The 15,235-nt window shown below is 32.0% G+C and carries 15 protein-coding genes and 2 pseudogenes; 8 read left to right on the top strand and 9 right to left on the bottom strand.

Annotation, left to right across the window (positions count from 1 at the left end; all coding sequences use genetic code 11):
* Nucleotides 1–46 precede the first annotated feature (46 nt).
* Genes chrA through BB045_RS03650 form a run of 4 tightly spaced genes read right to left on the bottom strand, consistent with a single transcriptional unit; the run spans nucleotide 47 to nucleotide 3,263 of the window.
* Nucleotides 47–1,210, bottom strand: a complete 1,164-nt coding sequence (chrA, locus tag BB045_RS03665; protein WP_070581213.1) for a chromate efflux transporter — start codon at nucleotides 1,208–1,210, stop codon at nucleotides 47–49.
* Nucleotides 1,211–1,246: 36 nt separating this feature from the next.
* Nucleotides 1,247–1,639 (bottom strand): arsenate reductase (thioredoxin), encoded by a 393-nt coding sequence (gene arsC / locus BB045_RS03660; RefSeq protein WP_070581212.1) that lies wholly within the window; start codon nucleotides 1,637–1,639, stop codon nucleotides 1,247–1,249.
* A gap of 17 nt (nucleotides 1,640–1,656) precedes the next feature.
* A complete protein-coding gene (gene arsB / locus BB045_RS03655; RefSeq protein WP_176744740.1) occupies nucleotides 1,657–2,949 on the bottom strand; it encodes an arsenite efflux transporter membrane subunit ArsB in 1,293 nt (430 codons plus the stop codon).
* On the bottom strand, nucleotides 2,946–3,263 hold the full coding sequence (locus BB045_RS03650; RefSeq protein WP_053036239.1) for an ArsR/SmtB family transcription factor: 318 nt from the start codon (nucleotides 3,261–3,263) through the stop codon (nucleotides 2,946–2,948). The genes arsB and BB045_RS03650 overlap by 4 nt, the downstream gene beginning before the upstream one ends.
* A 229-nt stretch (nucleotides 3,264–3,492) precedes the next feature.
* On the opposite strand from BB045_RS03650, the gene BB045_RS03645 reads away from it, so the two are divergent.
* The 3 genes from BB045_RS03645 (at nucleotide 3,493) to BB045_RS12330 (ending at nucleotide 4,927) form a co-directional block, all read left to right on the top strand.
* Entirely contained in the window at nucleotides 3,493–3,813 is a 321-nt protein-coding gene (locus BB045_RS03645) for an ArsR/SmtB family transcription factor (RefSeq protein WP_070581216.1), read from the top strand.
* A gap of 87 nt (nucleotides 3,814–3,900) precedes the next feature.
* On the top strand, nucleotides 3,901–4,785 hold the full coding sequence (locus BB045_RS03640; protein WP_070581210.1) for a permease: 885 nt from the start codon (nucleotides 3,901–3,903) through the stop codon (nucleotides 4,783–4,785).
* Nucleotides 4,786–4,798: 13 nt separating this feature from the next.
* Nucleotides 4,799–4,927, top strand: coding sequence for a hypothetical protein (locus tag BB045_RS12330; RefSeq protein WP_141751062.1), 129 nt, complete (start codon nucleotides 4,799–4,801; stop codon nucleotides 4,925–4,927).
* Between the two features lie 332 nt (nucleotides 4,928–5,259).
* On the opposite strand, the gene BB045_RS03635 is transcribed toward BB045_RS12330, so the two are convergent.
* The gene (locus tag BB045_RS03635; protein WP_070581209.1) at nucleotides 5,260–6,153 is read right to left on the bottom strand and encodes a LysR family transcriptional regulator; all 894 of its coding nucleotides are present in this window, start codon (nucleotides 6,151–6,153) and stop codon (nucleotides 5,260–5,262) included.
* A gap of 131 nt (nucleotides 6,154–6,284) precedes the next feature.
* Between BB045_RS03635 and BB045_RS03630 the strand changes: the two genes are divergently transcribed.
* The 4 genes from BB045_RS03630 to BB045_RS03615 all read left to right on the top strand — a co-directional run bounded on the left by BB045_RS03630 (nucleotide 6,285) and on the right by BB045_RS03615 (nucleotide 8,775).
* On the top strand, nucleotides 6,285–7,136 hold the full coding sequence (locus BB045_RS03630; RefSeq protein ID WP_053036236.1) for an aldo/keto reductase: 852 nt from the start codon (nucleotides 6,285–6,287) through the stop codon (nucleotides 7,134–7,136).
* 147 nt (nucleotides 7,137–7,283) lie between these two features.
* Nucleotides 7,284–7,604: a carboxymuconolactone decarboxylase family protein gene (locus BB045_RS03625; RefSeq protein ID WP_070581208.1), complete on the top strand. Its 321-nt coding sequence runs from the start codon at nucleotides 7,284–7,286 to the stop codon at nucleotides 7,602–7,604.
* Between the two features lie 22 nt (nucleotides 7,605–7,626).
* A complete protein-coding gene (locus BB045_RS03620) occupies nucleotides 7,627–8,037 on the top strand; it encodes a cupin domain-containing protein (protein WP_053036234.1) in 411 nt (136 codons plus the stop codon).
* Nucleotides 8,038–8,140: 103 nt separating this feature from the next.
* Nucleotides 8,141–8,775 (top strand): IS6 family transposase gene (locus BB045_RS03615; protein ID WP_256722960.1). Its coding sequence is split into 2 segments (ribosomal slippage): nucleotides 8,141–8,264 and nucleotides 8,264–8,775, totalling 636 coding nucleotides; the frame shifts between segments, so codons are not numbered across the junction.
* 230 nt (nucleotides 8,776–9,005) lie between these two features.
* Here BB045_RS03615 and BB045_RS03610 read toward each other — a convergent pair.
* The 3 genes and pseudogenes from BB045_RS03610 to BB045_RS11935 all read right to left on the bottom strand — a co-directional run.
* Nucleotides 9,006–10,307: an NtaA/DmoA family FMN-dependent monooxygenase gene (locus BB045_RS03610; RefSeq protein WP_070581207.1), complete on the bottom strand. Its 1,302-nt coding sequence runs from the start codon at nucleotides 10,305–10,307 to the stop codon at nucleotides 9,006–9,008.
* A gap of 618 nt (nucleotides 10,308–10,925) precedes the next feature.
* Nucleotides 10,926–11,075: an IS3 family transposase gene (locus BB045_RS12530; RefSeq protein WP_141751061.1), complete on the bottom strand. Its 150-nt coding sequence runs from the start codon at nucleotides 11,073–11,075 to the stop codon at nucleotides 10,926–10,928.
* Nucleotides 11,036–11,356: pseudogene (locus BB045_RS11935) on the bottom strand (transposase); the annotation flags it as partial. The gene BB045_RS12530 and the pseudogene BB045_RS11935, both read right to left, overlap by 40 nt.
* Before the next feature lie 403 nt (nucleotides 11,357–11,759).
* Here BB045_RS11935 and BB045_RS03590 point away from each other — a divergent pair.
* A pseudogene (locus BB045_RS03590) lies at nucleotides 11,760–12,907 on the top strand (IS3 family transposase).
* Nucleotides 12,908–13,041: 134 nt separating this feature from the next.
* On the opposite strand, the gene BB045_RS03585 reads toward BB045_RS03590, so the two are convergent.
* Nucleotides 13,042–15,129, bottom strand: a complete 2,088-nt coding sequence (locus BB045_RS03585; protein ID WP_070581205.1) for a YheC/YheD family protein — start codon at nucleotides 15,127–15,129, stop codon at nucleotides 13,042–13,044.
* Nucleotides 15,130–15,235 lie beyond the last annotated feature (106 nt).

Genomic DNA, 15,235 nt, shown 5'->3' with positions numbered 1-15,235 from the left:
ATAACTATACTTATAAAATTTATTCTTTGATTATGAACGAGAAAGATTAGTAAAACATTATACCTATTATAATGCCTATTAGCACAATAGACCAGGAAGGTAATTTATAATAAACCAGGAATACGAATAATGAGCTAGCTAGAACAAAATCTAATTCTGATTTAATAGTTGAAGCCCAAATCGGATTATAAAATGCAGCGATAAGAATACCGACTACACCCGCGCTTATACCTTTTAAAAAACCTTCAGCATAAGTGTTAGATTTAATATCATCCCAAAATGGTAACACTCCAAATAATAATAGAAATGCTGGTAGGAATATAGCGATAGTAGCCAAAACTCCTCCTCCAATACCTTCTATAGACATGCCAATATATGAAGAGAACGTAAATAATGGTCCAGGTACAGCTTGAGCAGCAGCATAACCCGTTATGAAACTATCAGGTGATATCAAACCTTGTGGTACAAATTCATTTTCTAATAAAGGTAATACGACATGACCACCTCCAAACACTAAAGAACCAGATCTATAAAAACTATCGAACATTCTGAGCCATAAATTATTCGTCATAGAACTAACTATAGGTAATACAATTAATAGTAAAAAAAATAATGAAATTGAAATAAACCCTAACATTTTAGGTAATTTAAATGTCTTCACTCTTAAATTATTTATATCTGTAGAGGTTTCTTTTAAAAAGATAAGACCATATATACCAGTAATAGATAATGCGATTACTTGAATGTAAAGATTATTGATTGTTAGAGATAATATAAGAACAAATAATGCCAATGTAATAGTACTTTTGGTATTTGTTAATTTTTTACCCATACCTATTATGGCTTGGGCAACAATGGCAACAGCTACTAGTTTTAAACCTTGGATCCAAGTTAAACTAGAGTCATTGTTAATAAATAATGCTGAAAAAACCATAAGTATAATCACAGAAGGAAGTGTAAAACCAATAAAAGAAATAATTCCTCCCAGAATTCCTCCTCTAATAGTACCTATACCAATACCAACTTGGCTACTTGCAGGTCCAGGTAAAAACTGGCATAGCGCTACTAAATCTGAGTATTCTTTTTCATCAAGCCATTTTCTTTTCTTAACATACTCATCATAAAAATAACCTAAGTGGGCAGTTGGTCCTCCAAATGATAGTAATCCAAGTTTTAATGCAACTAAAAATATATTTATATATTTATACATACAAAGCTCCTTGTATTTCGTTGATTAATTTTTTACTTAACTATCAAATTCTTTAATTTTTTTGCCAATTTCATCTCTAACGCGTTGAAATTCTGACCACTCTTTACCTGCTGGATCATCAAAACCCCAATGCTCTTTTTTAACGTTTGGTGGTAAAATAGGACAATTATCGTCTGCATCACTACATAATGTTACGACCAAATCTGATTGTTTTAAAATATCATTATCAATCAAGTCTGACGTATGGTTTGATATATCAATATCTACTTCTTTCATAGCTTCTATTGCTTTAGGATTGACACCGTGTGCCTCAATACCGCCAGAATATACTTGCCATTCATCACCTAAGATTTTTTTGCCCCAGCCTTCAGCCATTTGGCTACGGCATGAATTACCTGTACATATAAAATAAATTGTTTTCTTATCCATAATTAAAGCCTCTTTTCTTAAAATATAATTAGTGTAAGGTATAAACCTAAAAGTGTTACAAATAGGACTGGAATAGTAATGAGAATTCCAGTTTTAAAGTATGTTCCCCATGAAATCTTCATACCTTTTTGTGTTAAGACATGTAGCCACAATAATGTTGCTAAAGAACCAATTGGCGTAATTTTAGGTCCTAAATCAGAACCTATGACATTCGCATAAATCATACCTTCTTTTAATATACCTGTAGCACTAGATTGACCAATCGCTATTGCGTCTATTAAAACAGTAGGCATGTTATTCATAATTGATGATAAAAAAGCTGAAATAAAGCCCATGCCCATAATACTGCTGAATAGTCCATGGCTTGAAATATTGGATAATACATCAGCTAAAATTGTTGTGATTCCTACGTTTTTCAGACCAAATACAACTAAATACATTCCTATAGAAAAGAGCACAATATTCCAAGGTGCACCTTTGATCACTTGTTTCGTATTTACTACTCTCGATTGATGGGCCAATACAGTAAATATCAATGCAATCAAACAAGCAATTAACGATACTGGAATTTGAATAAATTCACTAACTATATAACCAATGAGTAAGATTGATAAAACAATCCACGAAAACTTAAATAATTTTGGATCTTTAATGGCTTGATCAGGCGTTTTAAGATTTTTAATTTCAAAATGGTTAGGAATAACTTTTCTGAAATATAGCCATAATACAACGATACTTGCAAGTAAAGAAAATAGATTTGGAATCATCATGCGATTTACATATTCAATAAATCCAATATGGAAGTAGTCAGCAGAAACGATATTAACCAAATTACTTACAATTAATGGAAGAGACGTAGTGTCTGCAATGAATCCACTTGCAATGATAAAAGGAAAAATGACTTTTTGATTAAATCCTAAATTTCTTACCATAGCGAGCACGATTGGAGTGAGAATTAATGCAGCTCCATCGTTCGCAAAGAAAGCTGCTACAATAGCGCCTAACAACATAATATAAACAAACATTTTAAACCCATGACCATTTGAAGCTCTGACCATATGTATAGCTGCCCATTCGAAAAATCCAATTTCATCTAAAATTAATGAAATGAGTATAACAGCGACAAAGGTTAACGTCGCATTCCAAACAATCCCTGTAACTTCAATAACATCCGAGAGACTCACAACGCCTGTAATAATAGCGATGATAGCACCAATCAATGCTGTAATACCAATATCTAACCCCTTAGGTTGCCAAATAACAAACATGAGAGTTAAAAGAAAAATAATAATCGCTAGAATAGTCATTATTTACATTCACCTGTCTTTATCTTTTTACACATACATTGTTGAGTAGGAGAACTAATATAAGTTAATTCATTATTGATTGAATCTAAGGACTTATGATTAAGTCGGTACATGTGCTTAGTACCGTCTTTTCGTGTAGATACTAATTCATTATCTACTAGAATTTTCATATGATGACTTAATGTAGGTTGTGAAAATTGAAAATACGCTAATAAATCACAAGCACATAATTCACCGCAAGATAATAAGTCTAATATTTCTAATCGACTTGGATCCGATAAAATTTTTAATTGTAATGATAGTTCCTTATAAGACATATGTATGTCATCCCTCCTTTATTATAGATTAACATCTATATAGACAAACATCTATATAGATGTTACTTTTTGCAATAATACATTATATTATTTATAATAGTTATATCAAAAAAAATTGATTTATTTTAATTATTTCTTAGTTATTCTGAAAAATTTAAAAGTATGTCGCACAAGCATACTATCGTTACATTCGAATTGAAAATGATAGATAGAAAGAAGCTGATGAATGATGCAATCTGTTAACATTGATACGAGTATGATGACAGAAAACGAATTAGAATTTTATGAACAAATTTTTAATGCACTTGCAGATAAAATTAGATTATCGATTCTACAAACAATAAATCAAAGTGAAAAAAAAGCTTTATGTGTTTGTGATTTAGAAGAATTTTTAGAGTTAAAGCAATCTAAACTTTCGTATCATTTAAAAAAATTAGTAGATGCTAATATACTGAGTGCTGAAAAACATGGGACATGGAATTATTACAAAATTAATGAACAACAAATACAGGTTGTTTTAAACGAAGATACTTGTTGTAAGATACTTTAAGTATCTTTTTTAATGTAGTGTTAATCAATTTTTTTTGATTAATATATCAATAAATGTTGATTAATAAAATTTGGAGGCGTTATACTAATGATAGATTCAATTATGGAATTTATAAAAACATTTCTAATGCTATTTTTTGAATTATTAATACTGTTCATCATCGTGAGCTTTATTGTAAGTTTAATTCAACAAGTAGTTTCGGAAGAAAAAATCAAAAGACTTTTGAGCAAGCCTAATCAAGCAATTAGTTATATGTTGGGGATGGTGTTTGGTGCGATGACCCCATTTTGTTCTTGTTCTACAATTCCTATACTTGCAGGCTTATTAAATTCTAAAGTACCTTTTGGTCCTGCAATCAGCTTTTTAATTGCGTCACCTTTAATGAATCCCTTAATGATATTTATGTTATGGGCCTTACTGGGTTGGAAAGTTGCAATAGTTTATTTTGTTGTACTAGCAATATTTAGTATCTTAACAGGTTTTGTATTTTCAAAAATGAATTTAGCTGAAACTTATAAAGGAGTAAATGTTAAAGGCGATGGATTTTTTGCTAATAAAACGAGATCTCTTTTTAAACAAGCATTAAATGATGCGTGGGCATTTTTATATCCAATGCTTCCTTACCTATTTATTGGTGTGTTTATTGGAGCGTTCATATATGGATTTGTACCCGAAACATTTATTACAAAATACGCAAGTGGTGATGGCGTTATATCTGTATTCATTGCATCTGTTATAGGCATTCCAATGTATATCAGACCTGAAACAATGTTACCTATCGCTGAAGCATTAGCATCAAAAGGGATGTCTTTAGGAACAGTAGTTGCGTTGATCATTGGTGGTGCTGGTGCAAGTATTCCAGAAGTTGTATTATTATCGAAATTATTCAAGAAAAAATTTGTAGTCTCATTCGTTATCGCAATTTTAGTTGTGGCTATTGCTACTGGCCTAATTGTTAACTTAATTATTTAAGGAGGTGAATTAAATGGGTATCAAAGATGCATTGAAAAAATTAAAACCTCAAGCGCAGTCATGTTGTTCAGTAGAAATAGAAGAAAAAACAGAGAAGAATGAAAAAGAACAGCAGGATAATAATAATTGTTGTAACAATTAATTTAGAAGTCTGTAAAATATATGCTTATAACAAATAAACGAACGACAAATTCCAATGTAATAGTATGGAATTTGTCGTTCTTTCGTTACGGATAACGAAAAAGAAATACAAAAAAGAGAGAAAAATGTTAAAGTCAGAATGAAGTTCATGAAGAGTCAGTTGTTTGGTAATGTTATTCAATATATACCATTTATAAAAGCACGAAATACAGACCTTACGAAAGAACTTTAATAATTGAATATATAAGAATGAATGAAATGGCGAAGCAATTTACGAGAGTAAATGTGCTTCGCTATTTTTGTGGATTTAATATAACTATTACTGATGATAACTTACTTTGTAACTTTTATAATACTCTCAATAAATTTATTAATGGATTCATTTGTCTTTTTTGTATAGATCAAACCATAAGGCACTTGATTACCATGCCAATTTAGAGGAATGGTAACAAGGGATGGGTGAACGTTTGCCCATTCGTCTAATGTTAAAAGGATGTAGCCCATTTGTTCACATTGATTGAAGACTTCTAAATCGTAATAATAAGAAGTATCTTTAATTTTAATTTGTGGGTGATTGAATTCAATGTATTTCCGTAACTGATCGTTACTATGACTATTGCCTTCTTCAACCATCATTAAATGCTCACCATGTAAATCTTCTAAATTAATTTCTTTTTTATGAGCTAATTTGTGGTCAGTAGGTACAGCGCAACATAGCTGGTAGTAGCCGAGTATATAAGTGTTACAATATTCTGTCCATTCTTGTGAATCACAAGGACCAATAATGATATCTAGGTAAGTACCTAAAGATTTTATGATTTCTAAATTAGATAAGGAATTATCTTCAAAAGGTATAACCTCGAGATTTATTTGAGGGTATGTATTATTTATCTTTTTCCAAATAGAATCTAATTGTTTAAGAGAATTTAAATTAGAAGTGCCAATCCTTACTGCATATGTGTTACCTGACATTATATTTTTAGCTCGTTGGATTGCTTGATTTGAAAGTTTTATAATTTCTTTAGCATCTTCATAAAAAGATTTCCCCGCAGGAGTTAGTGAAATACCTTTATTCGAGCGATTTAGAAGCGTAACACCTACTTGATCCTCTAATGAATTTATTTGTTTCATAATAGCAGTTGAAGAAATAAATAACTCTTCTGCTGCTTTACTAAAACTTTTCTGTTCCACAACTTGAACAAACACTTCGATTTGACGACTATACATTGGTCATCTCTCCTCTTGTATCAACTTTTAGTTTAAGCTAAGTTAACTTTTTTATCGTTCCTTGTCAAATCCTATGAGTCTATAATTTGATACATAAGAAACTTTAAATTCAATTAAGGGGGCAAAATATTATGAAGAATGTCATTTTAAATAATGGTGTGAAAATGCCAATGTTAGGCTTTGGAGTATATCAAGTAGAGGATTTAAAAACATGTGAAGAAAGTGTTTATCATGCATTAATGACAGGATATCGTTCAATTGATACAGCTGCGGCATACATGAATGAGGAAGCGGTAGGCCGTGCTATTAAACGTAGTGAAATACCGAGAGAAGAACTGTTTATTACTACTAAAGTATGGATTCAGGATTATGGTTACGAGAAAACAAAAAAAGCATTTGAAGAATCATTGCATAAACTAGACGTTGATTATATTGATTTATATCTTGTTCATCAGGCATACAATGATTATTATGGTGCTTGGAAAGCTATTGAAGAACTATACGAAGAAGGGAAAATCAAAGCTATTGGGGTTTGTAATTTTAATACAAGACAATTAGTGGATCTCATAACTTATACACGAATTAAACCAGCAATCAACCAAATCGAGCATAATCCTTTCTTCCAAGAGAAAGAAATAAAACCAATTTTAAGTCAATATGATGTGCAATTAGAAGCTTGGGCGCCGTTTGCGGAAGGTATTGATGACATTTTTAATCATGATACTTTAAAATCTATTGGACAAAAATATGGAAAGACTGTTGCACAAGTTATCTTAAGATGGACAATACAACTAGGTATTGTAACGATTCCAAAATCAGTAACGAAAGAACGAATCGAGGAAAATTATGATATTTGGGACTTTGAATTATCTCAAGAAGATATGGAACAAATAGCTGAATTAGATAAAGGAAAAAGTTCAATTATAGACTTTGATTCAGTTGAAACAATAGAATTTTTAAAATCTGTAAAGGTTCATGATTAAGCTATAGCCTGAACTTTTAACAACTAGAGGTATGCCTTTTGGGTATACCTTTTATTAATTTAAGCATTAGAGGTATGTGTTTAGGAACATTATTATTAAGTTGCAGTATTCAAAAATGTTAAATAATAATAATTGAGGTGAGTTATTATGGTTAAAAAACAAACTGCTGGAAGAGATAATTTAGGTGACTTTGCCCCTAAGTTTGCAGAGTTAAATAATGATGTATTATTTGGCGAAGTTTGGTCGAGGGAAGAAAAGTTAGAACTTTATAAGAGAAGTATGATAACAATAACTGCATTAATTACAGCTGGGAACTTTGAGCAATTAACTGCACACTTAAATATAGGTAAAGCAAATGGTATTACAAAAGAAGAAATATCTGAGATTATTACACATCTAGCTTTTTATGTAGGTTGGACAAAGGCATGGTCTGCCTTCAATATAGCTAAACAAGTTTACGATAAATAATTGATAATAGGAGAGATTCAAAATGACAAATCATGAAGAAGTTCAAAATGGCGTTATATTCTCTAGTGGTGAACCAAATGATGCTTTCGCGGAATTTTTTACTGGTCAAAGTTACTTAAATACTTTAGTTAATGATGAGGATGTTGACGTAGTTGTTGGAAACGTTACTTTTGAACCTGCGTGTCGAAATAATTGGCATATCCATACCGAAGGATATCAAATTCTACTTGTAACTGGTGGCGAAGGTTGGTACCAAGAAGAGGGCAAAGAAGCGCAAAAATTATATCCGGGTTCTGTAGTAGTGACTCACAAAGGCATCAAACATTGGCATGGAGCTACTGCAGATAGTTGGTTTGAACATATAGCAATTACAGCCGGCCCATCTGAATTCTTAGAGCCTGTGACTGAAGAACAATATAATAGCGTGTCATAAAAGTAGATGGTTCTGTTGCAAAGTTGAATTTATAGTATAATTTTAATAAAAAGGAGTCTTTTGTATGAACTAATTCAGATATAAACAATTCAGTAAAGATGTTATCATTGTAGCCGTTGGCTACTATCTAAGATATGCATTGAGTTATCGTGATATATCTGAAATATTAAGGGAACGTGGTGTAAACGTTCATCATTCAACGGTCTACCGTTGGGTTCAAGAATATGTCCAATTTTGTATCAGATTTGGAAGAAAAAGCATAAAAAAGCTTATTATAAGTGGCGTATTGATGAGACATACATCAAAATAAAAGGAAAATGGAGCTATTTATATCGTGCCATTGATGCAGAGGGACATACATTAGATATTTGGTTGCTTAAGCAACGAGATAATCATGCAGCATATGCGTTTATCAAACGTCTCATTAAACAATTTGGTAAACCTCAAAAGGTGATTACAGATCAAGCACCTTCAACGAAGGTAGCAATGGCTAAAGTAATTAAAGCATTTAAACTGAATCTCGACTGTCATTGTACATCGAAATATCTGAATAACCTCATTGAGCAAGATCACCGTCATATTAAAGTAAGAAAGACAAGATATCAAAGTAACAATACGGCAAAGAATACTTTAAAAGGTATTGAATGTATTTACGGTCTATATAAAAAGAACCGCAGGTCTCTTCAGATCTACGGATTTTTACCATGCCATGAAATTAGCATCATGCTAACAAGTTAACACAAAGTATTATTTTAAAATTGAGATTAGACATTTATTTTTCAACTTTGCAACAGAATCGTATTATTTATACCAGTATGGGGAATTATTCTTTGGATTATGTATCAAAAATATAAAAAAGAATCTGATAAAGCAAAAGTTAAAATGGAATAATATGAAGAACATTTTAGACTTCCCCCTAATGGAGGAAGTCTTTTTTTATGATATCTATTGAATAAAAGGAAGTTTAATTATACTTTCTCTGTATTTATATTTAAATGGTCTTTTAACATATGACTTTCATATTCTTTTCTAAACACGCCACGCGCTTGAAGAACTGGAATGACTAAATAAATAAATTTTTCAAATGCGTTTGGATATGTTGGTGACATTAACATAAAACCATCGCACGCTTCTTTTTCAAACCATTCAATCATTTCATCCGCTACTTGTTCCGGTGTTCCCACTATCGTTTTATGTCCTACCCAAGTACCAAATCGATCTAATACATCGCGTAAGGTAAGTTGCTCGGTCATAATAGCACGCTGTACGGCTTCATACACAGATTTTACAACTTTTTTCTCTAATGCATCATAAGGTGGTAATGATGGTACGACTTCATCTAGTGTCCATTCACTTATATCTAGACCAATGGCTTTAGATAATTGTTTCTTGCGTTTTTCAAGTGGGATCATATCATCTAATTGCTGTTTAAGTTTATAAGCGTCCTTCTCATTCTCATCAACATAAACGGTGAGACCTGGTAATACAAGAGGTGGTTGACGATTTTCTTCCATGGCACGTTGATGAATGTCTTGTCTGAACTGTTGGCCATCTTGTAAATTCCAAGCAATTGAAAAAATAGCATCCACGTGTCGTACTGCTAAATCACGACCTGGAATAGAAGTTCCTGCTTGAAATAAACGTGGTCGACCATATTTTGGTGTTGGAATGTTAATAGCTCCGGCAACTTGAAAATACTTTCCTTGATAATGAAGTGGATGAATATACTGATGATTTAAACCAATTCCTGAGTTTTTGTGATTAACGATAGCCTCTACAGTAAATGATTCCCATAATTTTTTCATTACATTAATAAATTCATCTGCTCGTTCATAACGTTTTTCAAGATGTGGTAAAGCTTGCATCGAGTAGTTTTGTGCTTCTAAATCAAATTGAGATGTTACAATATTTGCCCCAATACGCCCATGAGATATTTGATGTAAACTTGAAAGCATACGTGCTGCAAGATAAGGTTCATAAAAAGAAGAAGAAATGGTACCTATCAAACCAATTGAATGTGTTTCACGTGAAATGGCAGCAAGCGCCGTTAGTGGTTCAAAATAATAAGAAATATGTCCCGTTTCTTCTCCAGAAATATATTGACCATCACCTAAGAAGAATGCATCTAGTTTACCTTTTTCGGCTAATTTCGCTAACTTAATTTGAAAATCAATATCTCCAACTTCTTCAACATATGAATGTGGTAGTCTCCAAGAGGCAGGATGTAGACCTGTACTATAAGCTAAAACAGATAAATGCATGTGTTTCATTGTCATTAACTCCTTTGTTATAAGTCAAAACTGTCATTTTAATTTGCATATATCGTATATGGATTGTTGAAATTTTACAATATCTGCTAACTATTTTATATCTTAAAATAATTATATACAATATCATCTAGTTGTTTAGCAATATGAATAAAATCTTGATTTAAATCCAATGTTTTTGACACTAATCGTATTACCACTCATCTGAAACGTATTATCAGGTACAAGTTGTTCATCCGTTTTCGCATACAGTAATATCCCCGCAACATTTATCTGTTTCGATTTTAATTGAAATGCTTCATTTTTTACATAAGCAAATATTTGATATAAATTTCCAGAATGAATCGTTCTTGTATGCTTATAACAAATAAACGAACGACAAATTCCAATGTAATAGTATGGAATTTGTCGTTCTTTCGTTTCAGTTAAGGAAAATAATGTTGTTTTTTAATATTCTTTAAGACTTATAACAAAAAGACGTTAATTAAAAACCGCAACATTAACCGATACGTAGAAGCGTATCATCGATAGTAAGTTTTTTTTGTTGTAAAGTTTAATAAAGGTCCTTATTTAAAAACAGACGACTATATGATGTGCTACCCAAAAGTTGCACTTTTAGAATTAAGCAGATTGTAAGGTATGTTTTCCGAATTCTTCAGGAGACATGCCTTTTAATTTTAGCTCAATTCTATCTTTATTATAGTATCTAATATATTCATGTACTGCGATTTCTAATGCTTCATATGTCTTGAAGACTTCTCCATAAAACATAATATTCCAAAGAAGTTCTCCGTCGGTGAATTATCTAAACAGTTCCCTTTACGTGACATGCTCGTTGTCGCACCAAATTCTGTTATGGTGTTTCCCCAACTACTATACTGATAATGAAATCCTTGATCCGAGTGAACCATTAATTGATTTAAATCATTTCGATGTCGTTCAAACGCCTGTTTTAACGGTTGAATCGTGATATCTAAGTTCGGTGAACGACTGACCTTATATGTGATAATTTCAGAGTTATAACAGTCCATAATTGTTGATAGATATAATTTCTTGCCTTTGACCTTAGTTCTTCTCTTAGATGTTCTAACTCTTCGCGTTTTGTTTCATTCAGCAGTTTACTCTTCGATACTTGTTTTTGGCTATTTTCTTTCTTAGACATATGTTTTATATTGTCCAACCCATGTTTGAATAAGCGATCTATTCACATTATGCTTTTTACCTAAAAATTTATATCCTCCTGCTTTGTTTAAATATTCATTAACTACTTTACCTTAAATTCAAAGCTAGGCTTTTTATTTTTCATACAAAAACACCCCTAAAGTTGGGTTTAGTGTCCAACTTTAGGGGTGCAGCACAATAGGAACTGACCTAAAAAAATGAGACAAATAAAAACACCTTTCGTTGAAAATAGGGTATAGAACCTTATGAAATCAATTTGGAGGTGTTTTTTCTATGGCGACGAGAGTAAGTTATCCAGCAGAAGTGAAAATGAAAGCTATTGAAATGAGATTGGCCGGTGTTCCTGTGAAGCAAGTAATGGAAGAACTATGCATCCGTAATGTAACGCAACTCAAAACATGGATGAAATGGTATCGTAATGGCGAACTTCATCGCTTCCAAAAGCCTGTTGGAAAGCAATACACGTATGGAAAGTACCAGAAAATGAAAGTGAAACAGCTGAACTTCAAGCAGAAAATCGGTATTTGCGACAACAGGTAGATATTTTAAAAAAGTACAGAGACTTGGAGAGGACGTGGTACCAAAAGTAGTGGTTCAGTTATCAGCTAGTAGAAGAGTTAAAAGAAGTAATGACGGTAAGTAAAGTGTGCCTGCACTTAGGAGTAGCCCGATTTACATACTATCGTTGGCGTAAAACAGCTAATCAGCACACACAAAAAGAAGAACGAGACCAACAGATTGGCGACTTGTGTAAAAAGAATAAATTTCATTATGGCTATCGAATGATTGCCAGTCTATACCCTGGTGTAAGTGAGAAAAGGGTACAACGTGTCATGCAGAAGAACGGTTGGCAGTGCCGTGTTAAATTGAAAAAACGCAAGCGAACAGGACAACCTGTATATGTAGCACCCAATATCGTATCACGTGATTTCACGGCTATACAGCCTCTCAAAAGATTAGTGACTGATATTACGTACTTGCCTTTTGGTCAATCTATGATGTATCTTTCGAGTATAAAGGATCTATGCAATGGTGAAATCGTGGCCTACACTATTGGATCCACACAAGATACAGCCTTCGTATTGGATACCCTAAATCAAATAGCAGAGCTATCAGAGGGCTGTATTCTTCATAGTGATCAAAGTTCTGTTTATACGTCTTATGCTTATCAAAAAACAGTCAAAAAGAAAGGAATTACCATGAGTATGTCCCGTAAAGGCACGCCCGCTGATAATTTCCTCATCGAAACGTTTCACTCCTCGCTAAAGTCTGAAATGTTATACCTCGACGAAATCTATCGCACAACAAATGCTTGTGTAATACAAATTTTCGAAGAGTATATTGACTATTATAACCATATCCGTATTCAAAAGAAACTAAACAGCCAGTTGCCAGTACAATACCGTCAAAAGGCTGTTTAGAGGGTGTTTTATTATTGTCTCAAAAATGACAGGCAGTGCCATGAGAAGATTGATGAATTTCTTTATTGCTAAGTTCATTTATTAAGTGTAAATCCATTATTTCAGTTTTCTTTCAGTAGAAATTAATTGTCATACTATTTTTTATTAATCTCAGACAAATATTTTGCATAACCGATTGCTCTTTTTGCAACATCAAATTCATAATAGAGAAATCCTGGTCTTCTTAAATTGAGTTCTAAAAGATAGATATGTCCATTCTCATCAATTGCAAAATCTATTCCTATCTCACTTATTTTCGTCTTAAATAATTCTTCAAATAAGTCAGTGAATCTTCTAGATAACCAGCGCATTTTTTTATTAATAGTTTCGTAATTTTCATCGCCATAATTACGCTTTATGAAACCTTCCCACAGTCCTGTATAACCTCCCAGTTTCATTGGCGTCATTTTCTCAAATTCAATCCCAATTCTCGGTAAAATCACAACGATTTCCCACTTATTATTGTAGTTCCGCATTAGATGCGATCTGATATCAAATGCTTGATAATCCTTAGTACGACTCATAATATACTTCTGGACAACATAAGCATTCTTATCTACAGTTTTATTCAGCCATTGTTCAAATTCTTCTTGATTCATACTTAATTCTTTATTTTTATATACAATTCTGTAGTTTTTGTCACTTAATTCAATATAATATAAATCATTACCCATCAGACCAATCTGGGGCTTTATGATAATCTTCTTATATTTTTTAATAAATTTAATTGTTTCATTGGTATTTTGATAATAAATATAAGGAATTATATATTCTGCTAAAGAACCTTCTTCTTTAAATTTGTCATACACCTCAATTTTATTTAAAGAACCTCCAAATGCATTATGAGTTAAAGGGATGTGACTCAAAGTATCATAGATTTTCTTATATTTTTTTCTTCCCACCAGTCGAATACGATCATATACAACATCAATATCTTGGATATATGAATATTCTTTAGTTTCCCATTTATGATTTATGTATGTTTTTCCATGAATTATTTTATTTCCATAATCAATGTCATCAGGTGTGAAATAGAAAAACTCACAATTATACATACTTGCTGCAGCGACACATGCCATTTTTAATTTGCTGATACCTTTAGACGGTGACAACATAGCAATAACCGGTTTCTTATTTTCATTTTTTACAATCTGATTTACCGTTAACTTATTTTCTTCTTGCAATGCTAAATATTTCGCATACTTCATGGCAACTTCCTGAGCGTCAAGCTCAAACATTGTACATCCTGGAAATGAGTTGACTTCAAATAGCCAAAGCTTCCCATTTTCATCAATACCAATATCTAAACCTAAAGCATCTAACTCATAATCATATCCCTTTTGAAAATATACTGGAAATTCTTTAGCAAGTTTTCTTAATTCGTCGAGTATCACTTTCCATTTTTCAGCAAAGTTGTATTTAAGGAATGGGACAATTTTTGCAATTGATCCTCCCTGACTGAGATTACTTTCAACACTTCTGCCGCTTCCAATTCGAGGATAAATTTTTACACTTTGCCAATTACCCCCTTCTCCCCGTCTTACATGAATCCGTATATCAAAAGGAAGACTTGATTTAGTCACTGAAGAAATATACTTCTGAACAATATAATTTTTATTTGTAAGTTTATATATGTATTTTTCAACTTCTGTTTCATTATATGTATTTATATTTTCGGCGGCCCTTATTGTATATTTATCATCTTTCTTTTCTATATAAATAATTCCTTTACCGCGGTTTCCGCCGGAAGGTTTTATAATTATTCTCGAGTGTACACTCAGCATTTCCTTAACATCATTGATATTTTTCAAATCTCTATAAGGGATTACTAACTCTGCATATCTTTCATTAATCAGCCTTTTGTTCACGAAATCTTTGTTTCCTATTCTGTGCATAGTAAACGGAATCGTTTTTTCAAGTTCTTGATAAATATTTTTCGATATTTTCTTTGAAGGCGAATTATCAATGACATCCGGAAATTCAGTTACCATTCTGATCCATTCTCCATTCTTTAAAAACAATCCATTTATATTTTTATGATTTATGTCTACATCTTTTGGATTAAAAAAGAAGAAATCACAATCTAACATTTCGGCAGACAAAGCTGCTGCTTTAGCCATTGTATTTGGATTTTCAAAATGTCTAAGCATGCCTATTAAAGGTTTCTTTCTAGTGTTTTTCATTTGTAACCTCCGTTGTTAAACTTGAAATGCATACTAATATCATACCACTTATTATATGTGGATTTACAGATATTTTCAATTACAGTTTAAACTCTACGTAAAATTG

The organism is Staphylococcus sp. MB377 (assembly GCF_001922505.1).
Lineage (GTDB): Bacteria > Bacillota > Bacilli > Staphylococcales > Staphylococcaceae > Staphylococcus > Staphylococcus haemolyticus.
This window is presented reverse-complemented; position numbering and strand designations above follow the sequence as displayed.

Bases quoted from the DNA above. Each gene is read 5' to 3' on its own strand.
- BB045_RS03625 (WP_070581208.1), top strand. From the start codon at position 7,284: ATGGTTAAAAAACAAACTGCTGGAAGAGATAATTTAGGTGACTTTGCC.
- BB045_RS12530 (WP_141751061.1), bottom strand. From the start codon at position 11,075: ATGTTTTATGGAGAAGTCTTCAAGACATATGAAGCATTAGAAATCGCA.
- arsC (WP_070581212.1), bottom strand. From the start codon at position 1,639: ATGGATAAGAAAACAATTTATTTTATATGTACAGGTAATTCATGCCGT.
- BB045_RS03635 (WP_070581209.1), bottom strand. From the start codon at position 6,153: ATGTATAGTCGTCAAATCGAAGTGTTTGTTCAAGTTGTGGAACAGAAA.
- BB045_RS03620 (WP_053036234.1), top strand. From the start codon at position 7,627: ATGACAAATCATGAAGAAGTTCAAAATGGCGTTATATTCTCTAGTGGT.
- chrA (WP_070581213.1), bottom strand. From the start codon at position 1,210: ATGTATAAATATATAAATATATTTTTAGTTGCATTAAAACTTGGATTA.
- BB045_RS03640 (WP_070581210.1), top strand. From the start codon at position 3,901: ATGATAGATTCAATTATGGAATTTATAAAAACATTTCTAATGCTATTT.
- BB045_RS03650 (WP_053036239.1), bottom strand. From the start codon at position 3,263: ATGTCTTATAAGGAACTATCATTACAATTAAAAATTTTATCGGATCCA.
- BB045_RS03645 (WP_070581216.1), top strand. From the start codon at position 3,493: ATGCAATCTGTTAACATTGATACGAGTATGATGACAGAAAACGAATTA.
- BB045_RS03585 (WP_070581205.1), bottom strand. From the start codon at position 15,129: ATGAAAAACACTAGAAAGAAACCTTTAATAGGCATGCTTAGACATTTT.
- BB045_RS03610 (WP_070581207.1), bottom strand. From the start codon at position 10,307: ATGAAACACATGCATTTATCTGTTTTAGCTTATAGTACAGGTCTACAT.
- BB045_RS03630 (WP_053036236.1), top strand. From the start codon at position 6,285: ATGAAGAATGTCATTTTAAATAATGGTGTGAAAATGCCAATGTTAGGC.
- BB045_RS12330 (WP_141751062.1), top strand. From the start codon at position 4,799: ATGGGTATCAAAGATGCATTGAAAAAATTAAAACCTCAAGCGCAGTCA.